The organism is Mesorhizobium sp. M8A.F.Ca.ET.161.01.1.1 (assembly GCF_004792105.1).
Classification (GTDB): Bacteria; Pseudomonadota; Alphaproteobacteria; order Rhizobiales; family Rhizobiaceae; genus Mesorhizobium.
The window spans coordinates 608,320-634,357 of record NZ_SRTD01000002.1 but is presented as its reverse complement, the minus strand read 5'-3'; the positions used below and the strand labels follow the sequence as shown (position 1 = coordinate 634,357).

21 protein-coding genes are annotated in these 26,038 nt (G+C 62.1%); 10 read left to right on the top strand and 11 right to left on the bottom strand.

Annotation, left to right across the window (positions count from 1 at the left end):
* Positions 1–488 precede the first annotated feature (488 nt).
* Positions 489–848: a hypothetical protein gene (locus EN804_RS08070; RefSeq protein WP_348642784.1), complete on the top strand. Its 360-nt coding sequence runs from the start codon at positions 489–491 to the stop codon at positions 846–848.
* Between the two features lie 94 nt (positions 849–942).
* Here the strand turns inward: EN804_RS08070 and EN804_RS08065 are convergent, their stop codons facing one another.
* From EN804_RS08065 to EN804_RS08040, 6 genes are all read right to left on the bottom strand, one after another.
* A complete protein-coding gene (locus tag EN804_RS08065; protein WP_135919078.1) occupies positions 943–2,706 on the bottom strand; it encodes a PAS domain S-box protein in 1,764 nt (587 codons plus the stop codon).
* A 137-nt stretch (positions 2,707–2,843) separates the two neighbouring features.
* Complete coding sequence (locus EN804_RS08060) at positions 2,844–3,371, bottom strand: ferritin-like domain-containing protein (protein ID WP_135919077.1); 528 nt, start codon at positions 3,369–3,371, stop codon at positions 2,844–2,846.
* A 228-nt stretch (positions 3,372–3,599) separates the two neighbouring features.
* Positions 3,600–3,968 carry a response regulator gene (locus tag EN804_RS08055; RefSeq protein WP_246693383.1) on the bottom strand — a complete coding sequence of 123 codons (369 nt, stop codon included), beginning with the start codon at positions 3,966–3,968 and terminating at the stop codon, positions 3,600–3,602.
* On the bottom strand, positions 3,928–7,941 hold the full coding sequence (locus tag EN804_RS08050) for a chemotaxis protein CheB (protein ID WP_135919076.1): 4,014 nt from the start codon (positions 7,939–7,941) through the stop codon (positions 3,928–3,930). The genes EN804_RS08055 and EN804_RS08050 overlap by 41 nt, the downstream gene beginning before the upstream one ends.
* 212 nt (positions 7,942–8,153) lie before the next feature.
* Positions 8,154–8,930 (bottom strand): exodeoxyribonuclease III, encoded by a 777-nt coding sequence (xth, locus tag EN804_RS08045; protein WP_135919075.1) that lies wholly within the window; start codon positions 8,928–8,930, stop codon positions 8,154–8,156.
* The gene (locus tag EN804_RS08040) at positions 8,927–9,124 is read right to left on the bottom strand and encodes a DUF3606 domain-containing protein (protein WP_135919074.1); all 198 of its coding nucleotides are present in this window, start codon (positions 9,122–9,124) and stop codon (positions 8,927–8,929) included. The genes xth and EN804_RS08040 overlap by 4 nt, the downstream gene beginning before the upstream one ends.
* 131 nt (positions 9,125–9,255) lie before the next feature.
* Between EN804_RS08040 and ligD the strand changes: the two genes are divergently transcribed.
* Positions 9,256–11,184, top strand: a complete 1,929-nt coding sequence (gene ligD / locus EN804_RS08035) for a DNA ligase D (protein ID WP_135919073.1) — start codon at positions 9,256–9,258, stop codon at positions 11,182–11,184.
* 141 nt (positions 11,185–11,325) lie between these two features.
* Here ligD and EN804_RS08030 read toward each other — a convergent pair whose 3' ends face one another.
* A complete protein-coding gene (locus tag EN804_RS08030; RefSeq protein ID WP_189602118.1) occupies positions 11,326–11,823 on the bottom strand; it encodes a nucleotidyl transferase AbiEii/AbiGii toxin family protein in 498 nt (165 codons plus the stop codon).
* A gap of 526 nt (positions 11,824–12,349) precedes the next feature.
* Here EN804_RS08030 and EN804_RS08020 point away from each other — a divergent pair.
* The 3 genes from EN804_RS08020 (at position 12,350) to EN804_RS08005 (ending at position 15,208) form a co-directional block, all read left to right on the top strand.
* A complete protein-coding gene (locus EN804_RS08020; protein ID WP_135919071.1) occupies positions 12,350–13,102 on the top strand; it encodes a hypothetical protein in 753 nt (250 codons plus the stop codon).
* 41 nt (positions 13,103–13,143) lie between these two features.
* A complete protein-coding gene (locus EN804_RS08015) occupies positions 13,144–13,407 on the top strand; it encodes a hypothetical protein (protein ID WP_127230918.1) in 264 nt (87 codons plus the stop codon).
* Positions 13,408–13,972: 565 nt separating this feature from the next.
* A complete protein-coding gene (locus EN804_RS08005) occupies positions 13,973–15,208 on the top strand; it encodes an integrase (RefSeq protein WP_135919070.1) in 1,236 nt (411 codons plus the stop codon).
* 450 nt (positions 15,209–15,658) lie between these two features.
* Here EN804_RS08005 and EN804_RS08000 read toward each other — a convergent pair whose 3' ends face one another.
* A complete protein-coding gene (locus tag EN804_RS08000; protein ID WP_135919069.1) occupies positions 15,659–15,853 on the bottom strand; it encodes a hypothetical protein in 195 nt (64 codons plus the stop codon).
* A gap of 652 nt (positions 15,854–16,505) precedes the next feature.
* On the opposite strand from EN804_RS08000, the gene EN804_RS07995 reads away from it, so the two are divergent.
* Positions 16,506–18,779, top strand: a complete 2,274-nt coding sequence (locus tag EN804_RS07995) for a transglycosylase domain-containing protein (RefSeq protein WP_135919068.1) — start codon at positions 16,506–16,508, stop codon at positions 18,777–18,779.
* 63 nt (positions 18,780–18,842) lie between these two features.
* On the top strand, positions 18,843–19,595 hold the full coding sequence (locus EN804_RS07990; RefSeq protein WP_127870014.1) for an SDR family oxidoreductase: 753 nt from the start codon (positions 18,843–18,845) through the stop codon (positions 19,593–19,595).
* Positions 19,596–19,616: 21 nt separating this feature from the next.
* On the opposite strand, the gene EN804_RS07985 is transcribed toward EN804_RS07990, so the two are convergent.
* On the bottom strand, positions 19,617–20,537 hold the full coding sequence (locus tag EN804_RS07985; protein ID WP_135919067.1) for a zinc-binding dehydrogenase: 921 nt from the start codon (positions 20,535–20,537) through the stop codon (positions 19,617–19,619).
* 96 nt (positions 20,538–20,633) lie between these two features.
* Between EN804_RS07985 and EN804_RS07980 the strand changes: the two genes are divergently transcribed.
* A complete protein-coding gene (locus EN804_RS07980; protein ID WP_135919066.1) occupies positions 20,634–21,443 on the top strand; it encodes a helix-turn-helix transcriptional regulator in 810 nt (269 codons plus the stop codon).
* 25 nt (positions 21,444–21,468) lie between these two features.
* Here the strand turns inward: EN804_RS07980 and EN804_RS07975 are convergent, their stop codons facing one another.
* Entirely contained in the window at positions 21,469–23,253 is a 1,785-nt protein-coding gene (locus EN804_RS07975) for a cation:proton antiporter (RefSeq protein WP_135919065.1), read from the bottom strand.
* Positions 23,254–23,458: 205 nt separating this feature from the next.
* The gene (locus EN804_RS07970; protein ID WP_135919064.1) at positions 23,459–23,908 is read right to left on the bottom strand and encodes a host attachment protein; all 450 of its coding nucleotides are present in this window, start codon (positions 23,906–23,908) and stop codon (positions 23,459–23,461) included.
* A 380-nt stretch (positions 23,909–24,288) separates the two neighbouring features.
* Between EN804_RS07970 and cysG the strand changes: the two genes are divergently transcribed.
* Positions 24,289–25,731 (top strand): siroheme synthase CysG, encoded by a 1,443-nt coding sequence (gene cysG / locus EN804_RS07965; RefSeq protein ID WP_135865768.1) that lies wholly within the window; start codon positions 24,289–24,291, stop codon positions 25,729–25,731.
* Positions 25,728–26,021, top strand: coding sequence for a DUF2849 domain-containing protein (locus EN804_RS07960; protein WP_135919063.1), 294 nt, complete (start codon positions 25,728–25,730; stop codon positions 26,019–26,021). The genes cysG and EN804_RS07960 overlap by 4 nt, the downstream gene beginning before the upstream one ends.
* Positions 26,022–26,038: the final 17 nt, after the last annotated feature.

Sequence of the window (26,038 nt, the reverse complement as noted above, 5' to 3'; positions counted from 1 at the left end):
CGTCCCTATGCGAGCGAACCCGCAATCGCTCGGGAAGTTCCATTGCCCAGAAAATTTGCAGTGCCCCTGCCTTGTTTCCCCTGTCTCGGTAGCCTTGGAAGTAAGTGACCTTGTGCGGCGCCATAGGCTGCTTTTTGAGGACGGCCAAGTAGACAGGGTCATTGGCTGCGCGAGCGCCGCCGGCCACCGTGTGTTGCAAAGCGCCTCATGAGAGGCTTCCGCAGCCTTCTCGGTCTGACTACCTGCGGGTAGATGAGCGTCTCGACCTCGAAAAGGCGCACAAGGCGTTCCTCGCCATCGATGAGTACGCAGCGTTATTCGGGCACCGTACGCCCACCGGACAGCAACGACCGGCCGACGTGATTTAATGCCGCGCTTTTTGTCGGTCGCGATCATTCTTCTCTGGGATAATAGAGGCGCAGGGGTTCTTCGCCGAGCGGCCGAGGAGTCGTGCAGGGAGGTTGCCTACTGCTTTGTGAAAAGCGTAGGTGACCGCCTCGCAACCCCGCGTCCAGGGTGCGCTTTTCTCCGATAGAGGTACAAAAATGGGCGACAAATATCCGAATGTCCGAGAACATTTCTTCGCGGCGGTCCGTGCGCTAGCAGCCTCTGCGGACAGCATCCAGGCGAGGCTTATCGAAGCGAATTCAAGCATTCTGAATGTCACGATCGACGAATTCGACGGCGACCTCGAACTCAAAATAAAATTTGCCAAATTGCTGGACCTTCTGGCGACCGATCATGACGATCTAGAAACGGTCTCTGTTGAAAATGCGGCGCATATGACTGACTTCGAGGCCATCAAGATCGCCGATCTGATGTGCGATTTCTTCTACGAGATCACTTAGCTGCGGTGCGGACGGGCCGAACCTCGGCATTCCGGTCACTGTGGACGTCGATTACGTAGCACTGAAGCAAACCTACAGCGCTCCGCGGCGTCGCTTAGACGGCCCCCTCCCGGTACGGCCCGGCCTCCACCAACGCCAAGGGAGCACTGAGCTGCCACAGGATTTCGCCGTTGTCGTAGTGCAACTCGCCCACGCCGCCGAGCGCCTGCGGGGCGACCCGTTTGAGCACAACGCTGCCGAACCCGGCCTTTCCGAGTGTCTTGACCCCAGGCCCGTCGCGCTCGCGCCATGCCAGCGTGAAAACACGGTCGTCCCCGTTGGTGTGAACGTCCCAGGTGACGTGCAAGGACCCCTTGTGGCCGGACAGCACGCCATACTTGGCTGAATTGGTGCACAGCTCATGAAAGGCGATGCCCAGATACTGCACCGCATTAGGGCTCAGCGTCAGACCGGGGCCTGCTATCGCTATCAGGTCGCCGCGCGGAAACGGTTTGGCCTGCTCCTCGATAAGGTCCCGCAGGGTCGCACCCTTCCAGTCGGCTGAGACAAGCAGATCGTGCGAGCGCGACAAGGCCATGATCCGCTCGCGAACCTGCGCCTCAAACTCGGCGGGATTATCGGAACGATTGTTGGTTTCGCGGATCATTGACAGGATCACGGCGTACTGGTTCTTGACGCGGTGGTTGACCTCGCGCATCAGCATGCGGATGCGTTGCTCACTCTCCCTGGCGGCGGTGATGTCACGGGCTATCTTCGAGGCGCCGACGATCCTGCCGGACGCATTGCGGACCGGTGAAATGGTCAGCGACACGGGGAACAGGTCTCCATTCTTGCGCTTCCGGATGGTTTCGTAACTCTCGACGCGATCACCTGCCCTGATGCGCGCGATGATCTGAGGCTCCTCGTCCTGCAGATGCGCCGGAATCAGGAAGGTCACGTTCTGCCCAATGGCCTCCTCCGGGGTGTACCCGAACAGCTGCTCGGCGCCGCGGTTCCAGGTCTTGATGACGCCGTTGAGGTCCTTGCTGACAATGGCGTCGAAGGACGACTCGACGATCGCCGACAGGCGTTGCGCCGCCTCCTCGCCGCTCTTGCGGTCGGTCAGGTCAAGCAGCATGTTGACACCGCCTATGAGGCGGCCCTGGTCGTCCCGCAGGGGCGTCGGAAAGGGCAGGAACGGAAAGAGCGAGCCATCCGGGCGCTGGCCGATGGCCTCGACGTTGCGCACTGGGCGGTTTTCCTTGAGCGCGACGGACATCGGGCATTGGTCATGGGGCAACGGCTCGCCCTCGATAGTAAACAGGCGCCAGGTCACGCACCATTCGTCCACGCCTACCACCGGCTCGCGCCCCGCCAGCTCGGCGGCCGCACGATTGAAATACGTGACTTTGCCGCCGGCATCGGTGGTGTAGATGGCGACCGGTAAGGCGTCCAGGATCTGGTTGAACCGGGCTTCGTCGCGGACTTTCGCCGCCTCCGCAGCCTTGAACCGCGTCACGTCCACGGTGAAACACCGCGTGTGAATCAGGCAACCATCTTCAAAATGACCGCTGGAACTGACTTCCACATGGCGCAACGAGCCGTCGCGGGCGCGCATGGCGACCGGATATTTTTCGACCGCTTCACCGTTCCGGAGGCGGTGCAGAATATCCTCGATGACGCCTGCGTCGGCGTAGTGGTCGGCGATATTTGAGCCGACATACTTGTCGGCCGCGTAGCCGAGGAGATTGAGCTCGGCCTTGTTGGCGTGAAGGAGGCGGCCGGTCGCATCGACGACATGAAGGCCGACGCCGCCGTTCTCGAAAAAATCCTCATAGTTGATGGAGGGTCGGGGATCGTGAGGAGCTCGGCCTGCCATGGAAAGGATATGCTCCTGCAGCGGAATCAATCGGCTGAAATGTGCAACAGGCCAAAGGTCCCGCGCCGTCGCGCTTACTAAGGCCCAATGCGAGTTGAAGGGCAGGGGGCTCCGGCGAGCCGGAACCCCTTGAACGTTCAGGCCGCCTTCTGCTCGGCGGCGCGATCGTTGACGCCGGTCTCGCCAAGATCGGTCAGCGCCACGTCGGTGGCCTTTTCCTCTTCAAGGGTGGCGCTAAGCAGGCCGACGATGTCCTTCTTGCCGAGCGAGGTGCCCCATGCGATCAGGGTGCCGTAGCGGGCGATCTCGTAGTGTTCGACCGCCTGGGCGGCGCCGACCAGGCCGGCGTCCAGGGACGGCGAGCCCTTGTACTCCTCAAGGATTTCGGATCCTTCCTCTAGAATGCCGTCGATCGCCGGGCAGGTCTTGCCGCGTGCCGGCACGCCCAGGATGTCGAAGATCTCCTCAAGCCGTTCCACTTGGCCCTCGGTTTCGGCGCGGTGCTTTTCGAAGGCCGCGGTGACCTCCTCCTGGTCGGCGCCCCTGGCCATCTTGGGCAGAGCTTTCAGGATTTTCTTTTCAGCGTAGTAGATGTCCTTCAGGCCGTCGAGAAACAGGTCCTCAAGCCCTTTTGCAGTCGCCGTCGTTTTCTTCGTGGCTGCCATCGTAGTCTCCCTTCTTATTGGATTAACCCTGGTGGGGGTGATCCTTAACTCCACGGACAAGGGGTGGTTCCGACGCGATTGCCCTAATCGCAACGCTCGATGGGGCCCTTTGTAGCAAGCGCCAGGTGACGAGCGCTCGACCGCGCATACAGATTGCGCGATCTCGTCGAACAGGATTGGTTGACACCGAAACGACAGATTCCATGCCGGCCAGCGCGCGGGGTGCCATCAGCCGCTGACGCGCACCAACGCTTGCTCGATCGCCCGCTTGAGCTCGTGAGGTTCATAAGGCTTCTGAAGGGTAAGTTCGTTCTCGAATTCACCCTCCAGGCCTTGGGAACCGTAGCCGGTGGCAAACACGAAAGGTATTCCGCGCCGACGCAGGATTTCGGCCACGGGAAAGGACTTTGCGCCGCCCAGGTTGATGTCGAGGATCGCGAAATCGATATCCACCTGACCGGCGAGTTCCATGGCCTTGCCTATCCAAGCAACCGATCCAATGACCTCGTGTCCCATCTCGACCAGAAGGTCTTCCAAAAGCATGGCGACGAGGGGCTCATCCTCCAGGATCAGTACCCGTTTTGCCCCCTGTCCCATCACGCTGCGCTCCAAGCAAATTCTCGTCGGCTCCCAACGGGGCAATTAGCGTGCACATAACGCCGGCCGACGCGTAATCAACGCTCACTTCGCCCCCCAGTTCCGCCGCCAGGGCCCGCTCGATAAGGCGGGAACCGAAGCCCTTGCGGCTCGGTTTGGCAACCGGCGGGCCGTCACTCTCCTGCCAGCCTAGGACGAGCCGGCGGCCCGCGCCTTCACTTTCGATCCGCCACACGATTTCGACGTAACCGTTCTCCGTGGTAAGCGCGCCGTATTTCGCGGCATTCGTGCTCAACTCGTGCAGGGCCATGGCGATCGCCAGCGCAACGTTTGGGGTAAGTCGGATGTCGGGTCCCTCGATGCGGAAGCGGCCTTGTCGGCCCCCATGCGGCTTGGTCGTGTCAGCGACGATGTCGGCCAGGTTCGCGCTCTGCCAGCTTTCGCGCGTCAGCACGTCATGGGCCTTCGCCAAGTTGATCAGCCGTGCGCTGAATGTGTCCCGCGCCTCGTCAAGCGTCGATGCATGGCCAAGCGTCTGGGAGGCGATGGACTGGATGACCGCCATCGTATTCTTGACGCGGTGGTTGAGCTCCCCCATCATGATTTTTCGATGTTCGTCCGCCCGCCGGCGCTCGGTCATGTCGCGCGCTATGGTGGACGCCCCGATGGGCCTGCCTTGGGCATCGCCCAGCGGCGATAAGGTCAAGGAGACCCAGACCATGGTTCCGTCCTTGCGCCGACGGCGTGTTTCATAGTGCTGGATGTGCTCGCCCTGTCGGACGCGCCCAAGGATGTTCTTTTCCTCATCTTGGCGATCCGGCGGCACCAGGATCATGATGGACTGGCCGACGATCTCGTCGGAGCAATAGCCGAACAGTCGCTCGGCTGCGATATTCCAGCTCGTGATGGTGCCATCCAGGGTTTTGCTTATGATCGCGTCATCCGATGACGCGACGATCGCTGCGAGGCGCTCGGCAAGCTCTTCGGCGCGCTTTCGCTCGGTAATGTCGACCAGCATGTTCACCGCGCCGGTGACCTTGCCCGCGGCATCCCGCAAGGGTGTGGGATAGGCGAGGAAGGGCACCCGGACACCGTCGGGTCGCTCGGCCACCGCTTCCGCACCCTGTAGCGGCCTGTTTTCCTTCAGCGCGATGGCCATCGGACATTCGTCGTGCGGCAATGGCGTGCCGTCTGGTCGATAAATGCGCCACGACCCGCACCATTCATCCGTGCCCAATTCCGGACGACGACCCCATAATTCCACGGCCGCGGGATTGTAAGACGTTAGGCGGCCTTTGGCGTCGGTCGTGTAGACCGCGCCCGGCAAAGCCGCGATCAGGTCTTTCAGGCGCTGCTCACTGGCGCGGACCGCGCTCTCGCCTTGCCTGCGCTCGGTGATGTCGATGAAAGTGATGACAACGCCGGCGATCCGGTTGTCGCGCGTCCGGTAGGGAAGCATACGCCGTAAATACCAGCGCCCCGCGTCGCTTGGCACTTCGGCCTCGATGGTGGTGAGCTTCTTCAGCACTGTCTCGGTGTCCGACAAAAGCCTGTCGTCGGAGAATTTCCGGGCGAAATGAGCGATCGGCCGGCCGATATCGGACGTTACGAGGTCGAAGAGTTCTTTCGTCGCCGGCGCGAACCAGTTTATTGCCAGCTTGTCGTCCAGGAACAGGGTTGCCGTCTCCGACCCTGCCAACAGATTGTTCAAGTCGTTGGTGGTCCGTTCCTGCTCGGCGATCTTGTGCTGAAGCTGGCTGTTGACGGTATTCAGTTCCTCATTGAAGGACTGCAACTCCTCCTTGGAGGTTTCCAACTCCTCATTGGTGGATTGAAGCTCCTCGTTCATCGAAGTCGCTTCCTCGTTCGAAGCCTTCAATTCCTCGTTGGCGGTCTCCAGATGTTCGATAGTGGTGCGCAACTCGACGCGCATCGAGACCAGCTCATCCTCAAGCGCGCGCCCGCCCGAGGATGTGTCGCCGGCATCTTCGCGAATGGGCGGCAGCTTGGACTCGCCAATTGGCGCGCCTGGCGCGAAGGTCACTAAGGCGAATTTGCCGGTGTGCGGTTGCGAGGGGAGCGGCATCACCGTTATGGCGACGTTCCGCGACGACCCGCGCCGATGCAGGCGGCCCTGGACCGTGACGCTCTTGTTGCCTTTCAATGCTTCGCCTATCGCGCCGCGAAGCTTTAGGCCCAGCCCGCCCCGCGCCATCGCCAGGATGTCCCTGGTAGGCTCGCCCGATGGCTGCTCCAGATAGTCGCGCGTCGTTCCGTGGAAATAGACGACGCGCCCCTTCTGGTCGATCATCACCGAGGCAGGGGCATACCGTTCTAGCAAGGCGCGGCGCGCGATGTCGGCGAGAGGCGCGGAGATTGTCTCCGATGGCGTGGACGATGGCTCGCCCGCTCCAACGGTTGCGACCGATCCGCGCGGCGGCCGATAGTCGATAAGGTCGTGTCGGGTTGGCCCGATCCGGCGGTATATCCGCCATTTCTTCGAAACGGTTTCGAAGAGATCGTCATGCCGTCCAATTGTCTCGGCATTGCCCAGAAACAGATGCCCGTCCGGGCGCAGAGCAAAATGGCACATGACGATTATGCGTTGCTGCGCCTCAGGCTCCAGATAGATCAGGAAATTGCGGCACGAAACGATGTCCAATCGTGAAAACGGTGGATCCCGCAGCAGGTTCTGCGACGCGAACACCACCATGTCACGGAGCTCCTTTCCCACCTGAAAGGAGCCATCGAGCTTTTCGAAGAAGCGGCGGATTCGCTCGGGTGGAAAGTCGGCGAGCGCGGCGGCCGGGTAGATGCCGTCGCGCGCCTTGCGCAGATTGACTTCCTGGGCGTCCGTGGCGAACACCTTCAGGTCGAAACGCTTCCCGCAAGCCTCGGCATATTCGGTGATCGCCATGGCGATCGAATAGGCTTCTTCCCCGGTCGCGCACGCGGGGACCCACACCCGCACCGATCCGCCACTCTCGCGCTCAGTGACGAGAGGTGCGATCACCAGCTCGCCAAGCGTCTTCCATGCCTCGGCGTCGCGGAAGAATGCGGTGACACTGATCATCAGGTCAGCGACCAGCATGGTCACCTCTGGGGAATTGGTGCGCAGGTCGTCGAGATAATCGGCGAGCGTCGCGATGTTCCGCAGCCCCATGCGACGATGGACCCGCCGCCTGAGCGTGTTGCGCTTGTAGCTGCCGAAATCGTGTCCGTCGCGAGCGCGCACGACCTCCAGGACATCCTCGATCGTCGCCTCACCCTTCGGCACGACCGCCTCGACCTCGGCCGGGGCGGAGACGTAGCCATGATGGACATAGGCGAGCAGCGCCTCCGGCATCTTTTCCGGGGCCAGCACGTGGTCAGCTAGACCTGCCGAAATCGCGCTCCGCGGCATGCCGTCGAACTTGGCCGTGCCCGGCGCCTGGACCATGCTCATGCCGCCTTCGGCCCTGATCTCCTTCAGGCCCTCGGTGCCGTTACTCCCCGTGCCGGAGAGCACGATGGCGACGGACCGCTCCCGTCGCTCCCTCGCGATCGAGGCAAACAGCACATCAACCGGATGGCGGTGACCGCGCGGCTCAGACGGCCGCGACACCTCTAACCTGTCCTCTACCAGCTTGAGGTCGGTATCCGGGGCGATCACATAAACATGGTCGGGCGCAAGCTTCATGCCGTCCTCGACCTGCAGCACGGGCATGCGGGTACGGGTGCCTAGAATGCGGGCCATCTCGCTTTCCCGCTTTGGGTCAAGGTGCAGCACGACGACGAACGCGCAGCCGCTGTCAGCCGGCATGACGTCGAAGAAACTGCCCAGCGCCTCGATCCCGCCTGCCGAGGCTCCGATACCTACAACCGGAATAGCCGCGTTCGGAGGGCCAACGGTGCCGTCCTCGGCAGCCTGCCTTCGGTTCGCGCTCGTGTCGCGTCCCAAGCGGCCCTCGTTTTTGCTTGATTTTTTGGCCATGGCGCCTGTTCAATGATACACGGCCGGCGATTAGACAGCGAGGACCCCTACGCGTTTCCCGGCATGTGTGAATCTTGCACAAATGCGGTGCAACCGCAAATAAAAGCGCTGCCGTACCTATGGTCCAAAGAGGCATTCCGGCTGTGTACGAACTGTCAGGAAACGATGGTTACGCCGTCTGAATCGCTGACGGAAATCGGCCTCGACTCGGGCTACTTAAGCTCTATCCATGCCGGCGCGTGATCGCTCGGCTTCTCCCACCCACGGGTCTCAACATCCACCCCGGCATCGCCAAGCCGGGGCGACAGCGAGGGACTGACCAGCAGATGGTCCATTCGCAGGCCCGAACTCCTGTCATAGCCGCCGCCATAGGAGTGATTCCAATAAGTATAGACACCCTTCTGCGGATGGATGCGCCGGACCGCATCGATCCAGCCATCCTCAAGCATCCCGGCATAGGCTTGCCGACTCTCGGGAAAGTACACTGCATCCCCAAGCCATCGTCGCGGCACCACGGCATCAATCGGGGTTGGAACGACATTGTAGTCGCCGCACAGCACGGTCGGCGCTCGCTCTTGGAGAAGAGCTTGGCCGTAGCTGATCAGACGGTCGAACCAACGCAGCTTGTAGTCAAACTTGGGGCCAGGGGCGGGATTTCCGTTCGGCAGGTAAAGACAGCCGACAACGAGGCCGCTGACCTCCGCCTCGATATAGCGGCTATGGCTGTCGTCAGGGTCGCCGGGAAGCCCGCGTCGGCGCTCGATCGGGTCTGCTCCGCGAGCCAGGATAGCAACGCCATTATAGGATTTCTGACCATGCCAGATCGCGCCGTATCCCGTCTCTCGGATCGCCTCAACCGGAAACTTCTCGTCGGATGTCTTGAGTTCTTGAAGACAGACGATGTCATAGTGCGTGGCTTTGAGCCATGCGAGGAGGACCGGTAGCCGACCATTGACGCCGTTTACATTGAACGTGGCGACACGGATCATCGCTGCGCGGCCCAGCTATTTTTTAGCTTGTCCTCGACCTTTTTGCGGCTGTTGCCAACCGATTTCACGGCCGACTTGACCTCGGCCTTGCTGGCTCCGGTCTTGCCCACCTCATACTTCACTTCATGATCCTGCCCGCCAGCGACCTTCGCGCGGTCCTGGCTGCGGCCGCGAGTTGTTTGAGTAGTGGCCATTTTCTTACTCCAAGGTTTGCGTTCCAGTTCCCAACAACGCAGCCGGACTCTTCCGGTTCAATTCAACGACGCGCGTGCGGAACAAAATCCCAGGGCACAGGATTGAATCGCACCATGAATTCGAGTTCGGCATGTCGGCCGTAGAGGTCGCCCTCAACAAAAAGCGCACACGGCGCAGGGACTCAGACTCTACCCCGCGATACCCCCTCCCCACGTTTCGGCCGTTTCAGCTCTGCACGCTGACCGACGACATTCCGGCGGGCGCCGATTGGCTCTTCGAGATGAAGTTCGACGGCTATCGGGTGCAGGTCGCCATCTCCGGATCGGAAGTCGTCGTTTACACCCGCAACGGCCACGACTGGACCCGCCAGTTCAAGGTGGTACTCCCACCGCTACGGAGACTCACCAACGGCTCGGCGCTGATCGACGGTGAAATCGTCGCAATTGACAGCCAGGGCCGCACGAATTTCTCCATGCTCAAAACTGGCATTGCTGCCGGCATGCCACTGAAATTCTACGCCTTCGACCTGCTGGAACTGAACGGCGGCAATCTCGCGGACCAACCGCTCCTCGAGCGCAAGGAGCGGCTGGCGGAGCTTTTGGGCGAACGCGACCCGGATGACGCATTGCAGTTTTCCAGCCATATCGCCGATCATGGAGAGAAAATCTTCGAGACCATGTGCGCCGGGGGTCACGAGGGCGTCATCGCCAAGCGCGCGGACAGCCGCTATGTCGGCGACCGACCTGCCACCTGGCTCAAGATCAAGTGCACGAAACGACAGGAATTCGTGGTCGGCGGTTACCGCCCGAGCGACACTGGGCGCGGTATGGCATCGCTGATCCTGGGCACATACGAGAATGGCAAGCTGGTGTACCGGGGACGTGTTGGCACCGGGTTCACCGAGGCGATGCGCAACAAGATCCTGGCCCAGCTTGAACGGCGCCGGATCGAAAAACCGGCTTTTGCCTCTGTGCCGCGGGACATCGCGCGTAGCGCCCGCTGGGTGAAGCCCGAACTCGTTGCCGAGGTGACCTATTCAGAGGTGACACCAGACGGCAGTCTGCGGCATCCCAGCTTCGAGGGGATGCGCGAAGACAAGCGAGCCGATCAGGTCGTCATGGAAATGGCGAAGACTTCTGGTTCCGGCGATCTCGATCCGGCGATCGGCAAGGAGATCGCCGCTGCGGTCGGCGTCAAGCTCACGCATCCGGACAAGGTCATGTACCCCGGAACCAAGGTGACAAAGGCGATGCTCGCCGCGTACTACGCAGCGGTTGCCGAGAAGATGCTACCGCACATCCAGGATCGGCCCCTTTCGCTGGTGCGCGACACTGACGGCGACCTGCAGCAGAGCTTCTTTCAGAAGCACAAGTTGCCTGGCATGCCGAAGGCCATCCATGACGGCCAGCTGGAGAAGATGTCCGGCAAGGAAAGCCGCATCCTCTGGGTCGACGACCTGGCCGGGCTGATAGCCGGCGTCCAGATGAACGTGCTCGAATTCCACGTCTGGGGCAGCCTGCGGCAGCAGCCGAGTCTGCCACATCGCATGATCTTCGACATCGATCCCGACGAGGGCCTAAGCTTCGATGATGTCAAGCAGGCAGCCCTGGATATCCGAAGCATTCTGGAAGCGCTCGGCCTGCGCTCGTGGCCGTTGCTATCCGGCGGCAAGGGCGTTCACGTCGTCGTTCCGATTGTCCCCGAAGCAAACTGGCAGAAGGTCAAAAGCTTCTGCCAGGACTTCGCTGAACTGCTGGCTCGCACGGACCCTTCGCGTTTCGTCGCTAACATGAGCAAGGCGAAGCGCAAGGGCCGCATGTTTCTTGACTACTTGCGCAACGGACAAGGCGCGACGGCAATCTGTCCCTGGTCGACCCGTGCGCGGCCCGGTGCCTCCTGCGCCATACCGGTCGCCTGGGACGAGTTGCCGACTTTCAAAAGTGCCACCATGTTCGACGTTGTTGCCGCTGCCGCGCGGGCTCAACAGCCCGACGCCTGGCAGGGTTACTTCGATGCTGAGCAAACGCTGACTGACCGCATTCGCCAAGCAATTCGATAACGATGCTGCGTCTTGCATAGTCAGAGACATCTGCCGACCTGGCCCGGATCGAGTTTCGCGCATTGAAGGTCAGGCTCAGCGGCCAGAATGGAGCGGCGGCGCTCCAGCGTGAGCGCTAGGCGGGGCTGTTGAGGCCCTGCTCTATCTTTTGCGCCGATGCCATAATGTCATCGAGGCCGGCGGAGTGCCGAAGATCATAGCCGTCGTATTGGCGTAGTCGTGCACAAGTGATTCGACCATCTGGGGCATCCGCCCGATCGCGAAGTTCCCCGGTACTGCTGAAGCGAGATCATAGTCGGTCGATGGAAAAGCATGCGCGCGTGACGCACCCAATCTGCGCCGAGATCCGAGGTCGGCGAGCGCGGCTCTACCGGTTTCCGACTGCATGAGGCAGTGCAAGTCGTAGTAATGTCGCGAGACCCGCTCCCCTTCCGACCGTAGTTCACTGCGCCGCTCAACCAGCGGCAGCCCATGAGCGATCACTGCCTTGTCCCAGAAAGTCCGCGACGCCTTGATCGTGGTGAGCTCCGGTACGGCGAGATCAACACCGGTTGCTTCCTCGGCGACATGAGTCGTGAGGGGCGCGTGGGGATCGAGCGCCGATTTCGCCCCGATCCTGACGTGTCGCCGGTCAAACATAGGCGCCATCGCGCGCCTCTAAAAGGGAAGTGCGAACTGCGGTTGGTAGGCGTCGTGCTTGAAAAGTACGTTTGATTAAGCGCTTTTGATTTGAGCCTAGTGATCACCGATCATCGGCAGGCCTTGCCAAACGGACGCCAGGACCGCCGCCATTTCCAGGAATGAATTCGATGCCTGCGCGCGTTAATGCGCGGACCATCTTCATGACCGTATCGGTACGGCCACCAAGCGGTCCATCCTCAGCCTCAAGCCGAGCTATCGTCGGTTCTGAAACAGCAGAATGCGTCGCTAAGTCTCCTTGGGACCACCCAAGCAGGGCCCTGGCAGCCTTCACTTGCCGAGTTGTGACAGCTGAAGAGCGATTTGATAGATTTTCTATTGACATTTGCACCAATCGAATTGATATTTTTTCTATCAATATCTAATGCTCGGCTTCGCTTAAGCGAGCCGTGCTACAGAGCGGCAGACCAAGGTGCGGGAACACCTTGGTCAGCCTGACCACACCAAGCTAAAGGGAGCTCGGATCATGGCTGATTCTGAGATTAGCACGACTCTGCCTTTCGTCACTCGGAGGCATTTGCTTATGGGAACGGCTGCGCTCGCGGCGACGCTCAAATTTCAAGAGAATGCGGCGGCAGCCGGGGCGCTCGCCAGCACTGTCGTCGACCCAGCTCTGGCGCTGTGGCACGACTGGCAATCCGCCTATGAAAGAACTGCCGTGCTCTGCCGTAAGCAGCAGAACCTTGAGACCCAGCTAATCGAAGCCATCGGGTTCCCAAGAGCGGAGGTCCACCTGACCGACGAGAATGTAACTGTCACCGTCTCCTGCGCAGGCGATTTGGAAGAGCTGTTCGGGGATGATGAACGTTTTGCCGACCTCCGTGCTCTTGCGGAGGCCGACCTGGCTGCCCATCGGGCGCGTTGGGATGCCGAAGACCGGCAGATCGGCTATTCCGCTGCCAAAAGGGCACAGCTGCTCGCCACCGACAGAGAACAAGAGCTGGCAGATGCCCTAATGTCAGCGCCTGCCACGACGCTTTCCGGTGTGGCAGGCAAGCTCGATGCAATCCTATGCGAAGGCGAAAGCGCGGAAGACTGCACGGACTTTCCCTGGCCGGAGCTGCGCGCCGCGCTCGTCGATCTGATGCGCATGGTCCATGCCCAAAAGCCGAGCGGGTCAATCCCCGGCAGCGCCCAAAAAACGCCTTACCCGCGAAAGCGCCGTGAGGACGTCTGCATGTCAGTGATGATGTACCAGCGCGGAGATCGAGTGACATGAAAAGACCATCCATCATAACGCCGCCGTTTCCGAGATCAGCCGTGCATCAAAAAGAGGCCGGTACGGCCAAATGCGACATCGCGCTTGCTGCATCCTCGGTCTCAAAGCACGATGGCAAGCTGTGGACCCGTAGCACTCCGGAGGCGATTGCCAAGACGGCGCGCTGCCTGTTCGGCACTGATGCTGCCCAAGCAATCGAATGGTGCGCGCTTTCGGCGCGCAATTCGCATCGGGAAGCGGATTTGCGATTTTGGCGGGGCGTGCTGGCCTTGCTGGGCGAGCCTGCCGCGGATGGGGAACTATGATCCTCGTCGGTCTGGCCTCGGTTGAAGGGTGAGCCAAGCCACAACCTCGAGAAGCCGAGCGTCCTTGATTTTTCGCACCGCTGCGGCGCGTGAAGGCTCGTCGTCCAAAATGTACCGGACGATAATATTTTCGGGAGTGATCCGAGGAGGAAAGGGACGCAGGGGCGTACTGAAGCGCCATACGCCAATGGAGAGATTTCGACGACGCTGGCCCGACGTCACTGGACGTCCCAATGCGGGCATGAGCGATGACAAAAAGTCAGAGAAATATCTTTCGGCAGGCCGATTCCACTCAGTTTGCTACCATCGAGGCGACACCACTGCGGCTTGAAGACTTACCTCTGTTCGCAACCGATCAGCAAATCGCGCAGGCGATCGTCGGGCGCGATAGAGCGGAAAGATGGATGCGCGAGCGGCTGCCGACACTTTCTGGCAGGGCAGGTTTCCCGGCAGTTGACGATTTCCACGGCGGTCGGCCTGTCGCTCTCATACGCCGTTTCTACGAAGGTTATCTTGGCACCGCCCAATCCCCAGCAGCGGCGCCTGGCAGAGCGGACGCAAGCCAATGGAAGGCGAAACGCAGATCAAGGCACCCGGGCTGAAGTGGATCAAGCGCACGAGGGGTAGAACTCCGTTTTGGGTGGCCAACGAAGTAGACGTAAGCAACGGCTATAGCCCGAAGACCGTAAACCTCTACTACCTCGCTGACCAACCTGACATGCTGAAGGCGAAGTGCGATTCGTTGCAGGCGGAAATGCTTCTGTGGCGCACCGGCTATCGTGCCGATCCGCTGAAGTTTGACGGCTCGATCAAGTCGCTCCTGTCGATTTATGAGACGCACCCGCGCAGCACCTATCGTAAGCTGCGACCTGGGTCGCTCCGGCCTTACAACCACTACCTGAAGAATCTAAAGGCCCATATAGGCAGCGTGCGGATTGACGATACCACTGGCGTCGATTTGATGGATTGGCACGATGTTTGGTCAGAGAACGGCCGATATCTCGCGGCAGCAACCACGGCACGTGCAGTTCTGTTCGCGGCCGTTAGCTTCGGTATCATGATGCGCCTTCAGGGTTGCGGAGCATTAGCCGCAGTGATGCGCGAAACGGCCAAGACGTTGCCACACCCGAAACCGCGTAACCAGTCGGCTACGGCTCAGCAAATTGTAGCGGCGCGAGCAGCCGCTCATAAGAATGGCCGACCGTCGTCGGCGTTAGCCTATGCCCTTTGCTTCGAGACGGTTTTGCGGCTGTGGGATGCGATTGGCCAATGGTGGCCGGTGAATATGGGCGGCATTTCGGAAGTTTTCGACGCCGATCGGGACATGAAATGGTTCGGTTTGCGATGGGAAGACATCAATGCTGACATGGTGCTCCACTACACCCCGTCTAAAACCGCCGATAGCTCGGGAGCGATAATTTCCTATTCGCTGCAGAAAGCGCCGATGGTGATGGATGAGCTGAAGCATTGGCCGGTTGAAAACCGCACCGGCCCCATGATCGTTTCCGAAGAAAACGGTCTGCCTTGGCGTGCCTCAATCTTCGCGCAACGCTGGACGGTCGACAGGAAGGCGGCGGGCTTGCCGACGACCTTGTGGGCTCGCGATCTGCGCGCCTCTGGGATCACCGAAGGCAGGGCGTCGGGCGCCAGGTTGGACGATGCCAGCAAGGTTGCCGGACATACCGCCACCAAAACCACCGAGAAATATGACCGGGCCGTCTTAGAAGCCGCCGATCGCTTTGCCGAGGCCCGGCTCAAGCGCCGTGAACAGAGCGGTAACAGCAGCGGTAACGCGCGGTAACCCGTTAACAAATTCGTAAGTAATTTCAAATGGATGGTCGCCCAACAGTTTAACCCGCCTTTAAAGGTAAGTGGTTGTTTTCATTGCGCCGCGTTACCGACGAATGATTAGAGGCCCTAGTAGGCTCCCACCCTGCAGCGTTTATATTCTCCGGCGTCAAGATGGGGGCGGAGATCGTGACTATGATCAACCGGATTGGAGCCTGGCCGACTTCGAGGCCGTCGCCAAAGCGGCACTCCCAGAATCGCTGACGCTCAAATTTAGGGATGATTTCGAAGCCGGCGTCGATTGATGTCAGATAATGCGCCCCCTACAGGTCCTGTAGCCATCCCTTAGTCTGGTAGTTTTATTCACTCTTCGTTCACTATATGAGCGCAGCCTAACGTTAGGTCATGCAGGTATCGCGTACATGCCCAACAGCCCTAGCGCCGACCCCTTAGCGCTAGGGCTTTATTTTCGCACAATCCATTCGAGCATGTCTGGGTCGAGATCCTCTATCCCCGTCAGGGTGTGGATTAGACCCTTGGCGCGTTCCTGCCATTCGTGCTCTGGAATTTTGTCTTCGATAACCCACGATCGGAACGCCTCTCGAATGACGTCGCAATCGAAGGCCGAGATGGAATTGTGCGAATGGGCCTTTGCCACTTAAATCCTCCCGCGCGTGCATTGGGGGGAGCACCTGATTTGGCTACCAAGCGCCCGTTTGCCTCTAAGGGTGCGGGCGACAAGTCACATTACGCCCTGCGTGGCGTTTAGCGAGTCAATTCCCTTTGCTGGTTCCTATTCCGCTACGGCTAAGAGTTGCCGTCTTGAGCCTTTGGCCTACGGAACCAATCCTCCTTGTGATTGGCAGGGATTGGGACACTAACAAATGAGTGTCAGTGCGATAGAAGCTTTCGATTAAAGACCCGCACAAGTTCGCCGCACTTCTAACGGACATCCGCCTGGCCCCGGAAAATCAGGATAGGAATTAGCCAAGCGCGTAAGGAGAGCCAAGCCAACTCTTCCGATTGTCTACATAAGCCGCGACAGCGCTCCTCATTGGGCCTACGAGGGGGTCCCTGAGAGCGTCATGAACCGTAGGTCATATTCATGTTTCGATTTGGGTTTGTCACCACAATCGTTGCTCAAGCTCCGTGAACAGAGCGGTAACAGCTGCGGTAACGCGCGGTAACGGGCCGCCGCCAAGCGATTGATTATTAATCGCTTTGAATTTTTCGGATTTAACCCGCCCTTAAATCGCCGCATCTACTCTTCAACCCGAGCGCCATTGGCACCGGGGACATCAGCGCAGCGCATGGCGAACCGCAGAGACAGCCGCATCGAGCCCAGCTTCGAGGGACCGCCACGGGCGAAATCCCAGACGGGTCTTTCGGTGAGCGAGGAGGACCGCGTCGTGCCGAGCAACCGCAAAGCCTCCGCCAAACGCAAATCATCGAAGGGGAAATCGTCGCGGGGGAGGCGCGGTGGAAGCGGGCGTGGCCTGTTCGGCGTGCTCGGCCGGCTGGTCTACTGGTGCTTCGTGCTCGCCATATGGGGCGGCATCGCGGTCGCGGGCGTCGTTATCTACTACGGCGCCAAGATGCCCGCGGCCACGACCTGGTCGATCCCGGACCGCGCGCCCAACATCAAGATCGTCTCTGCCGACGGGCAATTGCTGGCCAATCGTGGCATGAGTGGTGGCGAAGCGGTCGGCCTGCATGAAATGTCGCCCTATATTCCCGAGGCGGTGATCGCCATCGAGGACCGCCGTTTCTATTCGCATTTCGGCGTCGATCCGATCGGCCTGTCGCGCGCCATGGTCACCAATCTCGCCGGCGGGCACTTCTCGCAAGGTGGTTCGACGCTAACGCAGCAATTGGCCAAGAACCTATTCCTGAAGCCCGACCGCACGCTGGAACGCAAGGTGCAGGAAGTGCTGCTGGCGCTGTGGTTGGAGCATAAGCACACCAAGGACCAGATCCTCGAAATGTACCTCAACCGGGTCTATTTCGGCTCCGGCGCCTATGGTGTCGAGGCGGCCTCGCGGCGTTATTTCGGCAAGAGCGCGCGCGACGTCACCCTGTCGGAAGCCGCACTCCTGGCTGGCCTGCTGAAGGCGCCCTCGCGGCTGTCGCCGGCGCGCGATCCCAAGGCCGCCGAGGAGCGCTCGCAACTGGTGCTCGCCGCCATGCGCGAGGAGGGCAAGATCAGCGAGAAGGAGCTGAAGACGGCGCTGAGCGCGCCGGCGACGCGCTCGCCGTCCTACTGGACCGGCTCGGAAAACTATGTCGCCGACACCATCATGGAAGAACTGCCCGACCTGATCGGCGACGTGCGCGGCGATATCGTCATCGACTCCACCGTCGACCTGAACCTGCAGAAGCTTGCCGAACAGTCGATCCGCCGGCTGATCGACGACAGCGGCAAGAAGCTCAACGTCACCCAGGGCGCGCTGGTATCGATCGACGATTCCGGCGCGGTGCGCGCCATGGTCGGCGGCTATGACTATTCGACCAGCCAGTTCGACCGCGCCTCCGAGGCGCGCCGGCAGCCTGGCTCGGCGTTCAAGCCGTTCGTCTACATGGCGGCGCTCGAGGCCGGCCGTACGCCCGACAGCGTGCGCAACGACGCGCCGATCAAGATCGGCAACTGGACGCCCGACAATTACGGCGGCAAGTACTTTGGCAAAGTCACCTTGGCGACGGCGCTGGCCAAGTCGCTGAACTCGGTTGCCGCGCAGCTGACCATGGAGGTCGGGCCGAACGCGGTGGTGGAAGCCGCGCACCGCATGGGCATCCAGTCCGATCTGCTGGCCAACACCTCGATCGCGCTTGGCACCTCGGAAGTGACGCCGCTGGAGCTGACCTCGGCCTATGTGCCCTTCGCCAATGGCGGCTACAAGCCCGACATCCACTTCATCCGCCGCGTGACGACAGCCGACGGCAAGGTGCTCTATGACAGCGCCGGCGGCAGCGCGCCGCGTGTGATCAAGCCCGAGATCGTCGGCATGATGAACTCGATGATGACCGGTACGGTCGAGGTCGGCACCGCCAAGAAGGCGGCCTTCGCCTGGCCGTCGGCCGGCAAGACCGGCACCAGCCAGAATTCGCGCGACGCCTGGTTCGTCGGCTACACCGCCAATCTCACCACCGGCGTGTGGTTCGGCAATGATGACGGCACGGCGATGAAGAAGGTCACCGGCGGCGCGCTGCCGGCGCAGGCCTGGCACGAATTCATGGTCGCGGCGCATGAGGGCGTGCCGGTGCGGCCGCTGCCCGGCACCTGGAAGTCGACGCCGCCGGATACCATTGTGCCCGACGACATTCCCTCGGCCGACAACAACCAGCCGGCACCGGTTCCGTCGGCTTCGGTCGGACAGCAAGCGCCGATCGCGCAGGCGACGGCACCGGCGAGGCCAGCACCGGTCCGCGCGGCGCGGCCTGCCCAGACCGTCGATGCCGATGGTTTTGACATGCCGGCTGACAATGGCACGACCGCCTCGGTCGGGCATCCGGTCCCTCCGGGCAGCGTTGGCGGTCCGTTGAAGAAGAAGCGGACCTCGATCCTCGACATTCTCGGTGGCGGCTGAGCGTCAATCCGCCTCTCGCCAGCGCCACGGTGTTCGGCTACACCTCCGGCCGGAGACCGCGACATGGCTGAACTCGACACCAGAAAAACCATCGTGCTGACCGGCGCCAGCCGGGGCATCGGCCATGCCACGGTCAAGCGCTTTTCGCGCGAGGGCTGGCGCGTCATCACCTGCTCGCGCCAGGCCTTCGCCGAGGATTGCCCGTGGCCTGCCGGTCCCGAGGACCACATCAAGGTCGATCTCGCCGATCAGGAAGATGTCGGTATTGCCGTGTCGGAGATCCGTCATCGGCTCGAAGCGCATGGCGGCCAGCTCAATGCGCTGGTCAACAATGCCGGGATTTCGCCCAAGCTCAGGGATGGCAACAGCCGCATGAACTCGATCGACACGCCGATGCATGTCTGGCGCGACGTGTTCCAGGTCAATTTCTTCGCGCCGATCATGCTCGCGCGGGGGCTGTTCAAAGAGTTAGCCGCGGCCAAGGGCTCGATCGTCAACGTCACCTCGATCGCCGGCACCCGCGTGCATCCCTTCGCCGGCACCGCCTACGCGACGTCGAAGGCCGCACTTGGCTCGCTGACGCGCGAGATGGCGCATGATTTCGGCCCGCACGGCATCCGCGTCAACGCCATCGCACCGGGCGAGATCGACACGGCGATCCTGTCGCCGGGCACGGACAAGATCGTCGAGACCATCCCGCTGCGGCGCCTGGGCACCACTGCGGAGGTCGCCGACATCATCTTCTTCCTGTGCTCGGCCCAGTCGTCCTATGTGTCCGGCTCGGAAATCCACATCAATGGCGGCCAGCACGTTTGAACTGGTCGAGCCAAGGTCTGCTCATCCGGCCAAGGTGAGAACGGCCTTGCCGCTGAAGCTGCGCTGGCGCAGTGCGTCCAGGGCTTGTCCGATCTCCGTCCACGGCACGGTCATAGCCACACGGGTTTCCAGCCGTCCGGCAGCGACCAGGGCGAGCAGCGTGGCGATGTCAGCGCCGATGGCGGAACCGGACGTGTAGTAGGCGAATGTCTGAAGCCTTGCCCCTTCGTGACCCGGAACGAACTGGCGGAATCCAACCGGCGTGAGTTCGCCGCTGCTCGAACCGAAGATGACGATTGTCCCACCGGGCGCGACGCGTTCGATCGCATGTGCGAGGCTTTTGCCGCCGACCGACTCGGTGATCAGCGAAAACGGCCCCTCGGCCTGCTCGATCGACTCGACGATCTGCTCGGCTCCCAGCCCACGCAGATCCTCGTGGTGCCGGCCGGCGGCGATGGCGGTCACTGAAGCACCCTGCTCGCGGGCGATCTGGATTTGGACGCGGCCGACGGCACCGCTTGCACCGGTGATCAAGACCTTTAGGCCGGCCAGGTCACCGCCATGGCGCAAAGTCCTGAGCGCCGTCGTGCCCGCCACGGGGAGCGTGGCTGCCGAGACGAAGCCGACCTCATCCGGCAGGACGGCGAGACGGTCGGTTGAAACGGCGACCCGTTCGGCCCAGCCGGCCTGGTCGACCAAGGCCGCGACCCGGGTGCCCGCAGCCGGCCCGGAGCCATCGGCGGCCGCGCGTTCGACAATTCCAACGATGTCCTGGCCGGGTCTCCAGCCGTTCGGACGGATGGTGAGCAGGCGCAGTTCACCCCGGTTCAACGAGGTTGCGTGGACGGAGACGAGCGCTTCGTCCGCGAGGGGCCGAGGTTCTTCCACCTCGGCCAGCCTGAGCCGCGTGGCGCTGTCGGAAGATATGATTAAGGCGAGCATGGCTACGCACCCTTCTTGCTGGACGCCGGACCTTACCGGCTTCGCAGCTCGAGGAATTTAGCTATCATGGCATTTAATCGCTAAAAGCAGTCGATCATGAGACAGCCTCTTCGCTACCCATGGCTCAATTTCAATGTCGATGACGTGCTGGCGCCAGCCATCGCCGTTCGTGTCGACGTCACCGAAACCAGTGCAGAGGTTCCCGCTCATTGGCATCGCAAGGGCCAGCTCGTCTTTGCGCTCGGAGGCGGCGTCACATGCCGCGTTCCGAGCGGCCTGTGGATGGTGCCGCCGCATTGCGGGGTATGGATCCCCGGTTCCATGGAGCACAGCAACATCGCGACGGCCAATGCCCGGATCTTCTTCGTCTATATCGAGCCGGGAGCCGCCGAATTGCCGGACCGGTGCTGCACGCTTTCAATTTCGCCGCTGCTGCGCGAACTGATCGTCGAGCTGTCCGACAGCGTGCAGGACGACAAGGCAAGGGATGACCTCCTGACCAGGACCCTGCTTGCCGAACTGCCGCGCATGCCTGTCCAGCAACTGCATCTGCCGATTTCAGCCGAGCCGCGATTGAGGCGGATCGCCGAGGCGTTAGCGCAGGACCCCGCCGATCGCAGCACGCTGGCACAATGGGCCAGCCGCGTTGCGCTCAGCGAAAGCAGTCTGGCGCGTCTCGTCGTCAAGGAGACTGGCTTGAGCTTCGGGCGCTGGCGCCAGCAATTGCACCTGATCGTCGCCATTCGGGAGCTGGCCTCGGGTGCGAGTGTGCAGCAGGTCTCGGGCGATCTCGGCTATGGCTCGGTCACCGCCTTCATCACCATGTTCAAGAAGGCGCTTGGCAAGCCTCCGGCAAAATACCTCGGCAGCGTCGCGCAAAACGGCGGTTCGGCATTCGTGGCTTGAATACCGCGCCTGTGGTGCGGTTGGCTCAGGCCGCCGTTGGTTCGGCCGCGCCCGGCTTGGAACCGAGTACCTCTTCGACGATGCCGCGAGCGATCTCGCGTTCGCCCATGATCACCGTGTCGGCGCCTAATCCCTTCAGATGCTCGACCTCGGCATCGGAATGGGCGCGGGCGACGACGTTGATGTTGGGATTGGCGGTGCGTGCCCGCAGCACGATCTGGCCGGCCTCGAAGGCATTGGGGATGGCAAGGATCAGCCGCTTTGCGCCCTCCGGATTGGCGGCGGCGAACACTTCGGCATTGGCGGCATTGCCGGCGATGGTTTCGATGCCATCTGCTTTCAGCTTCGCCAGCGTCTTGTCGGCATCCTCGATGACGAGGAAAGGCAGTGCCGCTTCCTTCAGCGCGGCACCGACGAGCCCACCGACCCGACCATAGCCGATCAGGATGGTATGACCGGCAAGTGTCGTCCTCGGCGGCGGCCCGTCTTCCTTGCTGGACGTTGCGGCGACGGAGGCCACCTGGCCCGGTGCCGTCGCCGGACCGACCGGCTTGGCGTCCACCGGCGGCGTCGTCCTGGCGGCGCGGGCCTCCAGCCAAGGCTTCATCCAGTCGATGACCAGGAACATCAGCGGGTTGAGCACGATCGACAGGATGGCGCCGGCCAGGATCAGATCGCGGCCTTGCTCGGGCAGGAGTTTCAGCCCGACGCCGAGTTCGGCCAGAATGAAGGAGAATTCGCCGATCTGGGCAAGGCTGGCCGAAATCATCAAGGCCGTGGCCAGGGGATAGCCGAAGGCGACGACGATGACGAACGCCGCCAGCGACTTGCCGATGACGATGATGGCCAGCGTCGCCAGGATCGGCAGGCCGTTGCTGATCAGGCTGAACGGGTCGAACAGCATGCCGACGGAGACGAAGAACAGCACCGAGAAGGCATCGCGCAGCGGCAGCGATTCTTCCGCCGCTCGGTGGCTGAGCTCGGATTCGCTCATGATCATGCCGGCGAAGAAGGCGCCCAGCGCCAGCGAGACGCCGAACAATTTTGCCGCGCCGAAGGCGACGCCGAGCGCAATGGCGAGCACCGAGAGACGGAACAGTTCGCGCGACCCGGTATGGGCGACGTAGTGCAGGATCCAGGGAATGACCCGGCGGCCGACCACCAGCATGACGACGACGAAGGCGGCGACCTTGGCCAGCGTGATGCCGACCACGCCCCAGATGCCGTAACTGGCCGGCAGCGACAGCAGGCCGCTCGAATGGGCATCGGCCTGTTCCTGGCCGCCGAGCACACCGGCAAGCGCCGGCAGCAGCACCAGCGCCAGCACCATGGCCAGGTCCTCGACGATCAGCCAGCCGACGGCGATGCGGCCGCGCTCGGTCTCGATCAGGCGGCGTTCCTGAAGTGCGCGCAGCAGCACCACGGTCGATGCGACCGACAACGCCAGGCCGAACACCAGGCCCGCGCCCATCGACCAGCCGAGCATCCAGGACAGCCCGGCGCCGAGTGCGGTGGCAAAGCCGATCTGGACGATGGCGCCAGGCACGGCGATGGCGCGGACCGACAGCAGGTCCTTGAGCGAAAAATGCAGGCCAACGCCGAACATCAGCAGGATGACGCCGATTTCGGCCAATTCGTTGGCAAGCCCGGCGTCGGCGACGAAACCGGGCGTGTTCGGCCCGACCAGCACGCCGGCTACGAGATAGCCGACCAATGGCGGAATGCGGAAGCGGTTGGCGAGAGCGCCGAAGACGAAAGCCAGCCCCAGACCGGCGACGATGGTGGCGATAAGGGGCGTGTCATGCGGCATTGTCTATGGAGCGCCTTTCAAGCTAGCGATGTCGGATATGCGCCGCCCGAAGCCGTCGCCTGTCTTGCAATATGGTGGAAGCGGTAACGATGATGCAACCCGCAAGGGTGCGAAAAGCGACCCCGCGGCGACAAAATGCTGGACCGGCGAACGGATGCCGCCGATTTGTTCCAGCTCGCGATGGTATTCGTCCTGTTGCCGGCGATCAGGCTGCTTGCAACAAGGCCTCGATCTCGGAAATGTCGTGGTTGGTCATGGTCTTCGGGATCTCGGCCGTCACCTTGTCACCAACCTCCTTATGCAGCTTCTTGCGCATGGCACCGAGCACCACCGGTGGGGCGACAAGCACGATGCTGTCGAACTCGCCGTCATGGGCAAGCTTGTAGAGCCGGGCGGCAATCTCCTGGGCGAAGCGTTCCTTGCCGATACGGTGCCAGTCGGTCTCCTCGACCGCGCTGCGGTGTACGGATGGGCCATCATTGTATCGGCCCGGGCTGTCGCTTCCCTGTTCGCGGGTGGGCGGGTTTTCCTGTTCCATCACCTGCACGACTTCAAGGTTGGGAAATTTGGTGTCGCCGGCATTCTTGAGCAGGAGCGCCTTTTCACCGTCGGCCACCAGAACCCAAATGCCATGCTTCAAATTGATCGTGTTCATGAAAACGCTCCTTGTTGAGTGGTGGCTATTCCGGGAACGCTTTCTGGCCGGTCACGTTCCAACTGAAACGGCGGACCGAGCGGTCGCGAAGACGGGCGGCGAACATGAAATCGCCTCTGCACGACTTTAATCTACTGAATTGGTAGAATTTAGAAAAAACTATTTTGCGAGATAAGTCGCCGGCAGCTAAAAGTGCCTGAAATCAAGGCCTGTTTCGACGGCCCTGGTGTGCTCAGGACATGGGCGTGGAATATTTTTCTCCTGCTCTTCGCGGTTGCGAAAAAGCGATTGCCTGCCATCACCGGATGAGCGAGTGCTTTGCTTCTGCTTTTTTATGCCTGGGCGTAAAACTGCGAAACTGTTCCCGGATTGCTTTTCTGATGCCGCAAGCCACCACCAAGCTCAATGCCTTTCCCGTCTTCGTGCGGGTCGAGGGCGAAGCCGTGGCCATTGTCGGCGGCGGCGAGCAGGCGCTGGCCAAGGCGCGGCTGATCGCCCAGTCGAGCGCGGTTCTGTACATCATCGCCGCAAATGCCGAACCGGAGCTGTTGGCCTTCATCGCCGAGACCGGCGCGAACCATGTGGCCGCCGGGTATGACGCCTCACGGCTCGAAGGCGCCGTGATGGTGTTTGCCGCCAGCGGCGACGAGACGCTCGATCGTCGCGTGGCCGCCGACGCGCGCCGGCTGGGCATTCCGGTCAATGCGGTCGATCGGCCGGACCTCTGCGATTTCTTCACGCCTGCGCTGGTCAACCGCGCGCCGGTCGCCATTGCCATCGGCACCGAAGGCGCAGGCCCGGTGCTGGCGCAGATGCTGCGCGGCCGCATCGACCGCATGCTGTCGCCGTCGCTTGGCGCGCTGGCGGCGCTTGCCGCCTCGTTCCGCAATGCCGCCGAGAGATTGCCCAGGGGCAATATACGTCGCCGTTTCTGGAGCGACTTCTTCGGTGGAGCGCCGGCGCGCGCGGTCGAGGCTGGCGAATTTTCGCGGGCGCGCGAAGCCGCCGCCGATCTGCTGACGTCCGACGCGCCCGTTCGCGGCCACATCGCCCTGGTGGGCGCCGGTCCCGGCGCCGAGGATCTCCTGACCCTGCGGGCGCATCGTCTCCTGATGGAAGCCGACGTCATCGTCCATGACGCGCTGGTGCCGGAGGCGGTCGTCGCCATGGGGCGCCGCGATGCCGAGCGTCTGCCGGTGGGAAAGCGCAAGGGTTGCCACACCAAGAGCCAGGCCGAAATCAATGCATTGCTGGTGGAGCTCGGCCGTGCGGGCAAGCGCGTCGTGCGGCTGAAGTCGGGTGATCCGCTGGTGTTCGGGCGCGCCGGCGAGGAGATGGCGGCGCTGCGCGATGCCGGCATCGCCTATGAGGTGGTTCCGGGTGTCACCGCGGCCTTCGCCGCTGCCGCCGATTTCGAGCTGCCGCTGACGCTGCGCGGCGTTTCCTCCTCGATGGTGTTCACCACCGGCCACGATCTCAAGGGCAATTCATTGCCAGACTGGGCCAAGCTCGCCATTTCCGGTGCTACCGTCGCCGTCTATATGGGCCGCTCGGTCGCGGCCGAAGTTGCCGGCCGGCTGATCGAGGCCGGCCTGTCGCCGGACACGGCGGTCGCCGTGGTCGAGAATGCCAGCCTGACCAATCGCCGACGCTTTCACGGCACACTCGCCGACCTGCCGTCGCTGGAAGCGCGCGCGGATCTGTCGGGACCGGTCATGACCATCATCGGCGACGCTGTCGCCGGGGCCAATTTCGAGCGGTCCGAGCCGCTCGCGGCTCACAGGCATGCGCCCGTAGCGGCCACCGAGGGAGTTCAGCCATGAAGATACTGACCGCCAATCGCCTCGGCGACGGCATCGCCGTCTGGTACGCCGATGGCGGCTGGGCCGAGACGGTGGACAATGCAGACCTTGCCCATGACAAGGCGGCCGAGGATCGGCTGGAGGCGATCGGCGCCAAGGCCTATGCCGACAATGAAGTGGTCGACGTCAATCTGATCGACGCGGAAGTCGTCGACGGCGTCGTCGAGCCGGTGCGGTTGCGCGAGAAGATCCGAGCCGCCGGTCCCACTATTCGCGGCGATCTCGGCAAGCAGGCTATACGGGCGGCGTAAGCCAGACTGAAAGTGAA

Coding starts and splice junctions, on each gene's coding strand:
- EN804_RS08065 (WP_135919078.1), bottom strand. CDS start 2,706: ATGGCAGGCCGAGCTCCTCACGATCCCCGACCCTCCATCAACTATGAG.
- EN804_RS08055 (WP_246693383.1), bottom strand. CDS start 3,968: ATGGGACAGGGGGCAAAACGGGTACTGATCCTGGAGGATGAGCCCCTC.
- EN804_RS08040 (WP_135919074.1), bottom strand. CDS start 9,124: ATGGCCACTACTCAAACAACTCGCGGCCGCAGCCAGGACCGCGCGAAG.
- EN804_RS07960 (WP_135919063.1), top strand. CDS start 25,728: ATGAAGATACTGACCGCCAATCGCCTCGGCGACGGCATCGCCGTCTGG.
- xth (WP_135919075.1), bottom strand. CDS start 8,930: ATGATCCGTGTCGCCACGTTCAATGTAAACGGCGTCAATGGTCGGCTA.
- EN804_RS08050 (WP_135919076.1), bottom strand. CDS start 7,941: ATGGCCAAAAAATCAAGCAAAAACGAGGGCCGCTTGGGACGCGACACG.
- EN804_RS08005 (WP_135919070.1), top strand. CDS start 13,973: ATGGAAGGCGAAACGCAGATCAAGGCACCCGGGCTGAAGTGGATCAAG.
- EN804_RS07980 (WP_135919066.1), top strand. CDS start 20,634: ATGAGACAGCCTCTTCGCTACCCATGGCTCAATTTCAATGTCGATGAC.
- EN804_RS08020 (WP_135919071.1), top strand. CDS start 12,350: ATGGCTGATTCTGAGATTAGCACGACTCTGCCTTTCGTCACTCGGAGG.
- ligD (WP_135919073.1), top strand. CDS start 9,256: ATGTCGGCCGTAGAGGTCGCCCTCAACAAAAAGCGCACACGGCGCAGG.
- EN804_RS08030 (WP_189602118.1), bottom strand. CDS start 11,823: ATGTTTGACCGGCGACACGTCAGGATCGGGGCGAAATCGGCGCTCGAT.
- EN804_RS07985 (WP_135919067.1), bottom strand. CDS start 20,537: ATGCTCGCCTTAATCATATCTTCCGACAGCGCCACGCGGCTCAGGCTG.
- EN804_RS07970 (WP_135919064.1), bottom strand. CDS start 23,908: ATGAACACGATCAATTTGAAGCATGGCATTTGGGTTCTGGTGGCCGAC.
- EN804_RS08060 (WP_135919077.1), bottom strand. CDS start 3,371: ATGGCAGCCACGAAGAAAACGACGGCGACTGCAAAAGGGCTTGAGGAC.
- EN804_RS07990 (WP_127870014.1), top strand. CDS start 18,843: ATGGCTGAACTCGACACCAGAAAAACCATCGTGCTGACCGGCGCCAGC.
- cysG (WP_135865768.1), top strand. CDS start 24,289: ATGCCGCAAGCCACCACCAAGCTCAATGCCTTTCCCGTCTTCGTGCGG.
- EN804_RS07995 (WP_135919068.1), top strand. CDS start 16,506: ATGGCGAACCGCAGAGACAGCCGCATCGAGCCCAGCTTCGAGGGACCG.
- EN804_RS07975 (WP_135919065.1), bottom strand. CDS start 23,253: ATGCCGCATGACACGCCCCTTATCGCCACCATCGTCGCCGGTCTGGGG.